The 13344-nt window shown below is 26.4% G+C and carries 10 protein-coding genes; 2 read left to right on the forward strand and 8 right to left on the reverse strand.

Features of this window, described 5'->3' with window-relative positions; all coding sequences use genetic code 11:
* The 8 genes from AVANS14531_RS07340 to AVANS14531_RS07375 all read right to left on the reverse strand — a co-directional run.
* Window positions 1-963, reverse strand: a 963-nt coding sequence (locus AVANS14531_RS07340) for a PDC sensor domain-containing protein (RefSeq protein ID WP_336611889.1), incomplete at its 3' end; no start/stop codon positions are given.
* A gap of 305 nt (window positions 964-1268) precedes the next feature.
* Window positions 1269-1850 (reverse strand): response regulator transcription factor, encoded by a 582-nt coding sequence (locus AVANS14531_RS07345; RefSeq protein ID WP_336611890.1) that lies wholly within the window; start codon window positions 1848-1850, stop codon window positions 1269-1271.
* A complete protein-coding gene (locus AVANS14531_RS07350) occupies window positions 1850-3142 on the reverse strand; it encodes an HlyD family type I secretion periplasmic adaptor subunit (RefSeq protein WP_239818476.1) in 1293 nt (430 codons plus the stop codon). Before AVANS14531_RS07350 ends, AVANS14531_RS07345 begins: the two co-directional genes overlap by 1 nt.
* Complete coding sequence (locus AVANS14531_RS07355; RefSeq protein WP_336611891.1) at window positions 3139-5274, reverse strand: type I secretion system permease/ATPase; 2136 nt, start codon at window positions 5272-5274, stop codon at window positions 3139-3141. Before AVANS14531_RS07355 ends, AVANS14531_RS07350 begins: the two co-directional genes overlap by 4 nt.
* Window positions 5271-7163, reverse strand: coding sequence for a bifunctional diguanylate cyclase/phosphodiesterase (locus tag AVANS14531_RS07360; RefSeq protein ID WP_336611892.1), 1893 nt, complete (start codon window positions 7161-7163; stop codon window positions 5271-5273). The genes AVANS14531_RS07355 and AVANS14531_RS07360 overlap by 4 nt, the downstream gene beginning before the upstream one ends.
* Window positions 7160-7825, reverse strand: coding sequence for a transglutaminase-like cysteine peptidase (locus tag AVANS14531_RS07365; protein WP_336611893.1), 666 nt, complete (start codon window positions 7823-7825; stop codon window positions 7160-7162). Before AVANS14531_RS07365 ends, AVANS14531_RS07360 begins: the two co-directional genes overlap by 4 nt.
* Window positions 7826-7830: 5 nt before the next feature.
* Window positions 7831-9621 (reverse strand): TolC family protein, encoded by a 1791-nt coding sequence (locus AVANS14531_RS07370; protein WP_336611894.1) that lies wholly within the window; start codon window positions 9619-9621, stop codon window positions 7831-7833.
* A gap of 122 nt (window positions 9622-9743) precedes the next feature.
* Entirely contained in the window at window positions 9744-11039 is a 1296-nt protein-coding gene (locus AVANS14531_RS07375; protein WP_336611895.1) for a triphosphoribosyl-dephospho-CoA synthase, read from the reverse strand.
* 50 nt (window positions 11040-11089) lie between these two features.
* Here AVANS14531_RS07375 and AVANS14531_RS07380 point away from each other — a divergent pair, with 50 nt between their 5' ends.
* Together AVANS14531_RS07380 and AVANS14531_RS07385 are read left to right on the forward strand one after the other, a co-directional pair.
* Window positions 11090-12628, forward strand: a complete 1539-nt coding sequence (locus AVANS14531_RS07380) for a sensor histidine kinase (protein WP_336611896.1) — start codon at window positions 11090-11092, stop codon at window positions 12626-12628.
* Window positions 12621-13271 carry a response regulator gene (locus AVANS14531_RS07385; protein ID WP_336611897.1) on the forward strand — a complete coding sequence of 217 codons (651 nt, stop codon included), beginning with the start codon at window positions 12621-12623 and terminating at the stop codon, window positions 13269-13271. Before AVANS14531_RS07380 ends, AVANS14531_RS07385 begins: the two co-directional genes overlap by 8 nt.
* The last annotated feature ends 73 nt before the right edge of the window (window positions 13272-13344 follow it).

Here is a 13344-nt window from a genome sequence, read left to right on the forward strand (position 1 = left end):
AATAAATGCAAAAACTTCAATTAAAGATTTTTGAATAATTTCAATAGGCTTTAATGAGCTTTTTATTAAGAAATATAAAACACCTATAACAACTAAAATAAATAAACTAAATTCAAAAATAGAATTAAGAACACTCTTGTGAATTGTCTCATCTATATTTGCCTTTGGCATAACCGCACAAATATCATAACCTGTTAAATTATCAACAACACAATAAGCTAAGAAATCTTCATTGTTTTTACTGAAAACAAAATTACCACTTTTGTTGCTTTTGTAAAAATCATGTAGTTTTGTAACGAATTCTTTTTTCCACTCAGGGTTACCTAAATCATCTTTATTAGAACTTGAAATAATTTCATCGTTTTTATCAAGAATAATTGTGCTAGAATTTTTCAAAGAATTTGTTCTAGTAATTTCATCGCTAAAATCATCAACTAAAATATTTCCACCAACAACAGCTGCAATTTCATTATTTATAAATACTGGAGCAAAAATAGTTGTAGCTTGTTTGCCACTTGAAACATCTTTATAAATTGATGATAAACTTGCCTTTCTTATTTCGTTAGCTTCTTTAAACCATGCTCTAGTTCTTCCGTCAAAATTAGGAATTAATCTAAAGCTTAAATCTGGTTCAGCCTTATAAACATCACCATTTGTAAGACCTATGAAAAGTCCTTGAAAATCTAGTATTTTATTATCATCTTCTATTATTTCTTTTATAAATTCAGGGCTTAAGTTTTTTGCTTTTTCAAATTTATTTGCTATCTTTTTTATGTTATTTAATTTTGTTTCTATATAAGTGTTTATGTATAAACTTTTCACACTTATATCATTACCATTTAATTCATCGTAGTTTTTATTAATAATACCTTTAACACGATTAATTTCATAAGTAGTTAAGATAACTGATGCTATTACAAGCACAACTGCTAAATAAATAGAAATTTTTTGCGATAATTTCATTTCTTGTCCTTACAAATTGAATTTTATTATTGATTATACCCCCCCCCAATTTAACAAAAGTTAAAGTTTAGTAAAAATTATTATTAAACATAAAATATTTTAAAATCAAAATACTTTACAAATAAAACAATATAATAAAAAACTATTACATTATTTTTAATAATAAAACTAAAATTCTTTCATTATTTCCTAAATGTTATTTAAAACCGAAGAGTGTAGATAAAATTATTTAATAAATAATAATAATTATTAATAAAATCAGAAAAAATAAGTATTTTGTGAATAATTCCCACAAAAAGTGAGAATTATTCAATATTTTTAACAGCCATAATAAATTGAATTCTATTTTTTACGCCTAGTTTTTGATATATACTTGAAGTTATTGTTTTTATTGTTCTTTCGCTAAGTTGTAAAATCTCTGCTATTTGAAGATTTGATAAACCATCTTTTATGTAATTAGCAACAATCTTTTCTCTATCATTTAATATATCAAATAAATTACTATCATCATTTTTATAGCTTTGATTAATTAGTTTAACCATATTATCAATAATATCAGGCAAAATCCAAACCCCACCATTATTAATACAATTAATTGCATCTCTAAAGTGGATTTTTTGCATTCTTGCGTTTGCATATCCTTTTGCATTAGCATTTAAGAAATATTGTGCTTCCATAAAATTAGGGTTCTTTGAAATTGCAAGACATTTAATACCTTGCTCTGATAAAGCCTTAATATTATCTACATTATCACTTATAACAACTGCATCTTTATATTTTACAGCTATTACTTCTAAGTAACTTGTAGAATAAATCCTAAAGTCACTTAAAATATCTTCTAAATATGTTCTTATTTCTTTATCTTCTAAGTTAATTATTACTTGCATTATCTTTCCCTTAAAGCATTTTGTTTTGTTTTAAAAATCGGTTTTAATAAATAATCTAATATTGTCTTTTTACCCGTAACAATATCAGCATTTACTATCATACCTACTTTAATATTTAAAGGTTTTTCATCTGTTCCTAAGTGGTTTTTATCAGTTACTACCCTAACTAAATAAAAGCTCTCGCCCTTATCATTTGTCTCTGTATCTGCACTAATTTGCATAACCTTACCTTCAAGTCCGCCATAAATACTAAAATCATAAGCACTAACTTTTATAATCGCTCTTAAACCTTCTCTTAAGAATGCCACATCAGCAGGTTTAACCTTAACTTCTGCAATTAATTTATCATCAAGTGGAACAATTTCTGCGATATTTTCACCTGGTTTAATTACCCCTGAAACAGTGTGAATGTTTAGCTTTGATACAATTCCATTTACTGGGCTTTTTACTAAGGTTCTATCAACTCTATCATCAAGACCTATTTGGCTTTTATTAATTCTTGCGATTTCTGCGTTTGTTTCGTTTAATTCTTTTTTAGAATCATTTGTAAAATTAAGCTTTATTTCATTTAATGCGGCTTCAAGCTTTGGTAATGATAATCTAGCTTGAGAAAGCTCTCCTCTAATATCGTTTAATTGTCTGCTTATTTGAAGATATTCAACTTCACTTACGCTACCTTTTTTATAAAGATTATAAGTAAGGTTATTTTGCTTTGAGACTAAATTATAGCTTGTATTTAAATGATTTATTTTTGATTTTAATTCCTTAATCTCGCTTTGCTTTTGTGAGATTTTTTCTTTTAGTTGCTCCATATTTGTATCATACAAACTATGCTCGTTTTTTAAAGTAAGTGGGAAGATTTTTTTAAGCTCATCTTCATCTAAAATTCCTGAATCAAATTCTTTATCATTTGCTTGAGCGTAAAGCCTAATTTTTTTAGCTAATAATTCGCTAATTTTTACTTCACTCTCACCTAAAGAACTCTCAAAGCTTTTATTGTCAATCTTAAGTAAAATTTGTCCTTTTTTAACTACATCACCTTCTCTTACTAATAGCTCTTGAACTATACCACCTTCTAGGTTTTGCACTATTTGATTTTGCCCACTAGGAACAACCTTTCCTTGCCCTCTAGTAATCTCATCAACTTCTGCAACACTCATCCAAGCAATAAGACCTATTACACAAGCAATAATTATATAAAGCATTGTTTTTGTTTTTTGAGAACTTTTTGATAATACTGCTTGAGATAAGCTATTCATATAATCTAAATCATCTTTAGTATAGTTTTTCATCTACTAGCTCCTAATTTTGCTAACACTTCTTCTTTGCTACCATCTAAAATCACTTTAGAATTATCAATTACAATAATTCTATCAACAAGGCTTAATAATGATTGCTTATGGGTAATTACTATTAAAGTCTTATCTTTGCAAGCTTCTTTTAAATTACTTATAACTTTTGCTTCTGTTTGAGTATCTATTTGATTTGTAGGCTCATCTAGTAACATAATAGGAGTATTTGTAATAAATGCTCTTGCTATCGCAATTGCTTGTCTTTGCCCTCCACTAATACCTTCTCCACGCTCATAAACAGGCATATCAAATCCAAGCGGATGAGCATTTACAAACTCACTAACACAAGAAATATTAGCAGCCTTAATAATCTCTTCATCACTTGCATAAGGTGCTTTATAAACAATATTATCTCTTAAAGTGCCTTTAAATAGCATAATATCTTGAGAAACATAGCCTATATGCTCTCTTAAATCCACAGGGTCAATTTGCTCTATATCAATACCATCTACATGAATACTTCCCTTACTAGGTTCATAAAGTCCCATGATTAGCTTTTCAATGGTTGTTTTTCCACTACCATTTTTTCCTATGATTGCTACTTTTTCTCCTGCATTAATCTTAAAGCTAATATCGTTTAGAGATTGCTTTTTAGCTTCTGGATAAGAAAATGAAACATTTTTAAACTCAATTGCTCCTAAGAAATTATTTCTTCTTACAAATTTCTTGCCATTTTCACGCTCTACTGGCATATGCATAATATCATCAAGACTTTTATAAGCTGTTTTAGTCTGCTCATAATTTGATATAAGCGAAGCAACCTGTCCCATAGGAGAAATTGCACGAGAGCTTAAAATTACACTTGCAATTAGTCCACCCATACTAAGCTCCATATCTTTAATCATATAAACACCCATTACAACTATTGCTATTGTGTTAAATTGAACCAAAAAGCCTGTAACCATGGGAATAGAACTTGATAAAATTTTATGTTTTATACTTTTATTTGCTATTTCGCCTGTTGCTTCTTCGTAAATCCATTGGCTTGATGATGCAGCACCTAAGGTTTTTATAGTTTCTAATGTGTTTAAGCTCTCTATTAAAACTCCATTTTTAAATGCACTTGCTTGATATGTGCTTTCAATTGAGTTTTGAAGTGGCTTTCTAATACTAAAGGTATAAATTAAAATTAAAATCATAACAACAATAGGAACAATAACTAAATGCCCCGCTAGAAAATAAATAGTAGCTAAAAAGATTATACAAAATGGTAAATCCACAATAGCAGCTATGCTAGCATTTGCAAAAAAGCTTTTTAAGGTATCAAATTCTTTTAAGTTTTGCGCAAAAGAACCTACGCTTGCAGGTCTTGCACTAAGCTTAATATCTAGCACTCTTTCGTAAATTAAAGAACTCATAATAATATCGCTTTTTTTAGATGCTGTTTCTAAAAAATAAGCACGAACAAGCTTAATAATCATATCTATAACATATACTACAAATACACCTAATGCTAGAACCCAAAGTGTCTCGATAGCATTATTTGGAACAACTCTATCATAAACATTCATTGTAAAAAGCGGACCTGCTAAAACAAAAATATTTATAATTAGTGATGCTAATAAAACATCAATATAAATTGATTTTGACTTTTTAAGAGTATCCCAAAACCAATGCTCGTTAGGATTGTTTTTAAGATTATTTATTTCGTTTTTTATTACGAATTCTTTCTTTAAATAAAAAGCATATCCTAAATATTCTTCTTCAATTTCTTTTCTACTTACTAAAGTAGCAGCCCCTTCAAATTCTGGGAAAATTATGCTTAATTTATCATCATCTTGAAAGCTTTGTAAAATACAAGCTCTTTGATTTTTAAGCACTAGAATGCAAGGCAAAACTAATTGTGGTATGTCTTTTAGCTCTTTTTTTACTAAAGTACTTGCAAAGCCTGCTCTTTTTGCTGCTCTACTAAATAAAGATTTTTTACTATTTTTTGAAAATAATTCTATACCGCCTAAATTAGTATCATATGGCAAACCTGCTGTAAGTGCTTCAGCACTATAAGGGTTATTGTATAGTTTTGTAAGAATTACTAGACAATCTAATAATTCATCTGTTTTTGCGTTAATCATTTTTCTTCCTTAACCTTACTTGTGTAATTTCCTTGAACTAAGTTAATATTTAACTCCTTAATTTTTTTATAAGTTTCTTCATTTTCTATACCTATTGCAATAATTTTTACTCCTTTTGAATTAAGAATAATTTCTAAAGCATTCTTCGCTCCACTAGCATTCACATCTTCTAATAAATCTAGTAATGTTCTAGCCTGAACTTTAATATAAGCAATATTTAGCTCATTTAAAATACTTAAGTTTTCTTTATTTAAAGTAAAGTGATCAAGCCCTAATGTAATATCATAAATCTTACAAAATCTTGAAAATGCGATTAAATCTCTAATATTTAAATCTTTACTCATTGCAAGCTCTAAGAAAACTTTATTATTTTTCTTAGCTTTAAAGATTTTTTCTAATTTAGAATAATTTTCTTCTTTAATTAAATCATTTGAAACGTTAATTGAAATTCCTGTTTCAAATTCTTCGCCTAAAGCCTTGCTTAATACATAAATATCTAGCTCTTTTGATAAATTAAGCTCATTTACAATAGGCATAAAATAAGAAGCATTTTTTAATTCGTTTTTGTATTTTAATCTTAAATATAATTCTTTGTGATATACATTATTATCATTATCTAAAACTTCTTGAGAAGCAAAACAAAAATCATTGTTATTCATAGCATTATAAATAAAGGCTTTAAATTGCTCTTTACCTAAGATAATATTATCAGTATTATTGGCCTTATTTAATGAATAATTTGTTTTATCTTTGATAAGCAATAAGTCAAGCTCTGATAAAACCTCATTTAACTTTTTGCCTTCATAAGAAGTTAAAGCACTGCTTATTATAAAGCTATTATCTTGAATGTTAAATTCTTTAAATAATTCTTTAATTTTTTCAAGGATGAGCTTACAATTTTCTTCAAAAGCTAAAGAATTTTCACCTAATATAATAAAATCATTTTCATTTATAGCAAACACACATTCGCCATCGTAAGCTCTATCATTTTGTCTTAAAATATCTGATAATTTTTCTAAAAACTCAATAGATTTATTAAATCCTAAAATCTTTTTAAGATTATAAGTTTCTTTAATGCTTAATAAAAAGCAATATCCATTTGAATATTCTTCTCTACTCTTAATAGATTCAAATTTATTTATAAAATATCTTCTATTAAATAGCTTAGTTCTTTCATCTTTATACAATAAATCATTGTATTTATCTAGCGTTTCGCTCTCTTTTTCAAAAATATCTTTTACTTTTCCTACCATTGAGTTCATCGCCATTACCATTTTTCTAACTTCTTGTGTAAAAGGTAATTTGTGTTGGATAATAAACTCATGCTCAAGTATTGCTTCGGCTTGTTTTCTTACTTTATTTAATGGTGCTAAGATTGCTTTTAATGAAAAATAAATCAAAATCATTGAAACAACGCAAATAATAAGCAAATTAACAAAAAGCCCTTTTAAAGTATTATAAAGTTGTTCGTATGCAAAAGCTGGGCTAATTTGCACATATAAAGTTCCTATTTTGCTCCATTGTCTAATCTCAAAACTTTCAATAGGAGTATTGATATTTACAAGTTTTACAAATAAATCACTAACTCCAAAAAATACTTTTTCTTGATTTTTTTCATATACAACATTATCTTTAGCATCTACGAATTTTATCTCTTGATAATATCCACTATCAAAAATACTATTAATCATAAGCTCAACGCTGTCTTTATTAATCTCTTCTTGGGTTGCTATTGCAAGACCTAAAGAAGTTGCTGTGTGCTTTGCATTTGCACTTAATTGCTCATTTATAAAATCGCTTGTTGTTTGATAATTTTTAACACCAACAATAGCAATGATAACTAAAATAAAAATTATAGAACCTAATAAAATTTGCTTAAATAAAGTCATAAATCACCCTTTTTCAAATTATCCAAATAATTTGACCAATCTTTTGTGTATTTTGAAGATTTAGCCGATAGCTTACCGCTTGATGCTTGTTGTGCCAAAAATAAGTCCTTAGCATTAAACGATAACACAGGCTTTAAATCAACTCTTTTATTTGCCCTTTTAATTGAATTTGTATTACTATCTAAAATAAACGGAATATCATCAGGCTTATCATAATATGCTAAAACCATATGAGAAATCCACTTACCATTTAGATTTGCATAAACATATGTAAAAAATAACTTTTCTTCGCTTACACCTAAATCTAATAAAGTAAGATATTTTGCAATTACGAAATCTTCACAATCTCCAAAGCCTTTTCCTAATGACTCAAACCTATTAGCCCAATAATCAGTCTTACCCCAAGTAATCATGTCATCTTGCCATTTAATAATATTAGGGTTGTTAAAAAATTCATTAACTTTTACTAATTTATTTGCTTCATCGGTATTTTTTATATCTTGCATTAACTTATCTAGCTTTTCAAGTCTTGCAACGGCTAAATCTCCATAAGCCTTTTGCATTCTTGTATAAGTTTGTGATTTTATAAAAGAAGAGCTAAATAAAGTAATACTTATAAAAAGAGTGAATAAAATCACTCTTTTAAAAAAATTCTTACCCATTCAAATTATTTAATATCAGAAATTGCGCAAGCTTTGTTAATGTATTGTCTAGCATAACCATCAACAAAACCTTCAGAAATTACGCCCATATTATTAAGCATTTTGTATTGAGTTAATAATATATTGCTCTTTGTGCTTATTAATTCTTTTGCAGCACTAAAGTATTCGCTTTGAGCATCAAGAACATTGATTAAATCTCTTTTTCCGATTTTAAATTCATCTTCATAGGTTAAAAGTGTTGATTTTGCATAATCTACATAATCATTTAAATAATTTAATTTATCTTTACTAATTTGATATGAGTTAAATGCGTAAGCATTGCTTTCGTGTAATTCTCTTAAAGTTGAATTATAATCCATTTGACCAGCTAATGCACTTAATTTACTTTTTTCTACATTTAATTTATCTTGACCTTTGTTAAATAGATTGTATGAAAATCTTAAATAAGCACCTGCTGAAGTATCTTTTGTATCTTGTTTTAAATCTTTAAATACCTTATCTTTTGCATAATCAGCTCTTAATTCAAGATCTAGTTTAGGTAAATAATTTCCTTTTTTTACTTTTGTATTGTATTCAAGAGCATTGATGTTTTCTGCTTGAATTCTAATACTTGGATTACATTTCTTACTGATTTCATCTAAGCTCTCAAGTGAGTTTGGAAGTGCATAAGTAAATTCTGGCATTACAAGAGTATTAATATCTACATTCTTACCAAATAATCTTGTAAATCTTGAATGTGCGTCTTTATAATCGTTTTCTGCTGATAAAAGATTATTTTTAGCAAGTGCTAAACGGCTTCCTGCTTGTCTTTCTTCACTAGCTCTTGCAAAACCTGAGCTTGTTCTATCCTTAATTAAAGCATAAATATCTTCATGAGCTTTAACATTCTTTTGTGCGATTTCTAATAATAATTTTGTTTTAATCATATCTAAATAAGCTTTTGAGCTATCATAAACGATTTCATTTGAGTTTTGAATTACTTTATATGCAGTTGAGTTTGTAATATGATTTTGCTCTGCTTTGCCATTCATATCTTTGCCACCATTGAATAAATTTTCTGTTAAAACAATAGAAGCATCGTGAGTTGTTCCTGTTCCTTTTTCTTCAGGTTTTACATTAACTTTTTGCTTTTTATTAACATATCCACCATTTGCATATAAATTAAGCATTGGATAATACTCAGCACTAGCAATATCTAAATCTTTTAATGATTTTAAGTATTCTTGTTTATAAGAATTAATTTGTGGATTAGTTTCTAACACACTTGCAATCATTTTATTTATAGTAATTGAATTTGCGTTTTCTACTTTATTAAATGCTGGAATATCTAAACTATTTTCATTTTCAGCGTCTAAGCTATCTAATGCATTTGATACTGATGAGCTTTTTACTTCTACAACTTCTTCTTTTGTAGTATTAGCAAATAATTCATCATTGCTTGTATCTTTAGAGAATTTTGGTTCATTTGGCTTTCTAGTTGTAAAATAAGCGTCTTTATAAATAGAATTAGCTCTTAAATAATTTCTAATTTCTGTAACTCTTGCTTTTGACATATCAGCAGTTTCAACAACTACTGTGTGGTATTTGCTATTATTTGGACTTTGTGGGTCGCTTGCTCTTGCTTTTACTACAAGCTCGTTAGCATATTTGCTGTTTTCTACAACTTTTTCAATTTTAGCTTTAATTTTATTTAAGCTATCATAATCGCTTTTTTTAAAACTAGAAATGAAAATATTATATTCAGCAGCATGCAGACAACTAGCCGCAATAATAGATGTGATTAAAGTTTTTTTCATTTAATTCTTCCTTGTATTTTAAATTAGATTAAAACAATAACTTTAATTAAAAAATTTTAATATGTAAATAATATTTATTGTTTTTATACAAAAAAATCAAAAATTAACTTATATTTAAGCAATTATTTAGAATTTATTTTATATATAAAATCAAGAAAAAACACTAATGATAAAACATCAGCACTTCCACCAAAACTTAAATTATTTTTAACATAAATATAATTAAGTTTTTTGATTAAGTTTATATAATTTTTACTTTTTTTTGTGCTTAATTTTTTGCAAGTATTTTTAACTCTTTTATATTTTTCTAAATCATATTCACATCTTTTAAGCAAACTTGTATCATCAATGATTGAACTAATATAAAAAAGAGTTCTAAGCTCTTTAAAATCACTTTGTTTATTAAAAAATTCATAAGCTTTAAATGTATTTAAAAAGCCTTGTTCAACCTCATCTCTAATACCTTTTATCCCATAAAGATGAAAACATTTTCCACCTATGCTATTTAGGTTTTTATTTAGCTCGTTTTTGCATAAATTTTCGCATATTTGCTTAGTAGTTTTAGAAATATTTATAGGATTTAAATCATTTTCATTTTTTGCACATACATAAATCATAATCGCAAATAAAAACAAAGCACCTTTATGAGTATTTACATTATTAGTGGCTTTAAACATTGCATTTTCTGCAAGTTGCCCTAATCTTTTTAACCTTTTAAACTCATTTCTTTTAGATAGCATTGCAAGTGTATAAAAAGAATCAAAATACCACTTAAGCTCACTAGCACTATCAATAAAGCTTAAAAAGTTCATATCGCTGTGAGAATTTGAATTCGGAATTTCAACAAGTCCTAGCTTAGGAGCAAGACTTACTTCATAGAGCAATGCTCTTAATGCTTTGCTTGAAAATTCATTCTTGCAAGGATAATTTAATGCTTTATAAACATAAAAATCATCAAACAAATCATCAATTTTTTGATAAATTTCATCTTTTGTATGAGTATTATTTCTTTGACAAACTATAGCTAATTCATCACACAAAAAGCACTTTCTACCACTTGCTCTAGCCTTAATAACTTCATTTTTAAAATATACATCAAAATCAAATAATCTTGAAAAACTATGCTTATTTTCAAGCTTAATACAATGCTCTTTTAATATATAAGCATCATCGCTAATTGCAAACAAACAAAATAAATCATCTAAATAAACTTTATAATTAATAGGGTTTAAATTCTTAATTAATTCGTTAATGCCATATAAAAATAAAGCCTTAACTTCATCAATATTTTTTACTTTATATAAATAAGGAATGTTTAAACTAAAGCATATAACAGGGCTTTTAAATTCATTTTCGTAAGCTAATCTTTCTTTATATCTTTTTTCTTTTTGCTCTAAAACTAAATTAAATAAATCCAAATTAAATCCTTTTTTATATACTTTATCAAAAATCTTATTTAGGATTATAGATGAAACTATTTACAAAAATTACTTTAACATTTTTTTTAATTTCTTTTATAGTTTTAAGCATTACTTCTACATTTTTATTTTTTCAAAGCAAAAAATTAATTGAAAATGAAATAAGTCATAAAATAGAAGCTATTTCTAAAACCTTAGCAAATAATATAGATTTAAACGATGCTAATCTAAACGAAAATATAAATAAACTAAGCAAAGACTTAAACCTAGATTTTATAGTAATCATTAATAGCTCTTATAAAAGATTAACTCATCCTAATAAAAATCTTTTAGGAACTTTAGTTGAAGGTGGAGATGCTAATAGAGCAATTAGTAAAGCAGAAAGCTATATATCAATAGCAAAAGGCTCATTAAAGCGTTCAATTAGAAGCTTTAGCCCTATAATAAAAGATGAAAAAGTTGTAGGTGCTGTAATCGTTGGTGTTTTTGTTGATTATCTAAATCAAATTATCTTTGAAGAAAATAAATATAATATCGCCTTAGTAATTGCACTAATAATTATAATTTTATTCTCAGCAAAATTATTAAATAAAAATATCAAAAATGTTTTATTTGGTTTAGAGCCAAAGCAAATCGCAAATCTTTTAGCAAGACAAAACGCAATTTTAAAAACCTTAAACGATGGCATAATAGCCGTTGATGACAAAAACACAATAACTCTAATAAACGATAAAGCAAAAGAGATTTTTAAACTAGCCTTAGTAGATGATGATTTAATAGGTAAAAACGCTAATATAATTCCGCATTCAAACATGAATGAAGTCTTAAGTACTAAAAAAGCTGAAATCAATCAAGAGCAAAAACTAAATGATATAACTATTCTAACGACTAGAATTCCATTCTTTATAGACAACAACTTTGCAGGTGTAGTTGCGTCTTTTAAAGATTTAAGAGAGGTTAAAAAATTAGCTAGTGAATTATTAGATACTAAAAAATATGTAGATGCACTAAGAGCAAATCATCATGAGTTTTCAAACAAATTACATATAATAAACGCTTTAATAGAAAATAATAAATTTAATGAAGCAAAGAATTTTTGCGATGAGCTAATAAACAAAAATCAAGATAATTTAAATAGACTTACATACAACATAAAAGATAAAGTAATATTAGCCTTTTTTGAAAGTAAATTTGCATTCTTGCAAGAGCTTAAAATAAATGTAATTCTTAATAAAAAATCATCACTTAGTAATCTTGATGATATAAATATGCAAAACGATATTATAAGCATACTTTCAAATCTAATAAATAATTCAATAGATGCTTTAAATAATGAATTAAATAAAAAGATAGAAATATTTATAAAAAACAATAAAAACTACCTTAAAATTCAATGCAAAGACAATGGCTGTGGTATAAAAGATAAAGCAAATTTATTTACCAAGGGCTATTCTACAAAAGGAGAATTAAGAGGATATGGGCTTTATTTATGTGCTAAAATTGCAGCTAATTATGACGGCTTAATAAGTGTTAGTAATTTAAAACAAGGTAGTTCATTTAGTGTAACTTTAAGGATTAATAATGATTAAGACAATAATAGTTGAAGATGATTTAATGGTTCAAGATATTAACAAAAACATACTTTTATCGGTTGAAGGTTTTTGTTTAAAGGCTAGTTTTTGTGAAGTAAGTAGTGCGATAAGCTATTTATTAAATAATGAAATTGATTTAATCTTGCTTGATTTAACTCTACCTAATACCGATGGTATTGAGCTAATTAGAAAAATAAAAAGTGAATTTAATAAGATTGATATTATTGTTATTTCTGCTAGAAACGATAGCTTAAGCTTACAAAAAAGCTTAAACTTAGGTGTAATTGATTATATTCTAAAACCTTTTAAGCAAAATAGACTTGAAAGCTCTCTAAATCAATATAAATTAAGAAAAGAATTATTATTAAGTGAAATAAATCAAGAAAATATTGACAAAGCTCTTTATAAACAAATTGATGACTTACCAAAAGGAATTGATAAAAACTCACTAGCTTTAATAAAAGAAAATATAAAAAATTTTAGCACTTGGTTTAATGTAAATGAGCTAGAAAACTTAGTAGGAATTTCTAAAATATCTCTTAGAAAATATTTAAATTATTTAGAACAAACAAATTACCTAAGCTCAAAATTAGAATATAAAGCCAAAGGAAGACCTCAGATTTATTATAAAATCAATTAATACTTATTTTAATTATTTAAATACTTATTAAAATTACTTAAATTTACAAAATAAAAATTGTTCTTAAAATGAA

Source organism: Campylobacter sp. Cr9, assembly GCF_020138295.1.
Classification (GTDB): Bacteria; Campylobacterota; Campylobacteria; order Campylobacterales; family Campylobacteraceae; genus Campylobacter_E.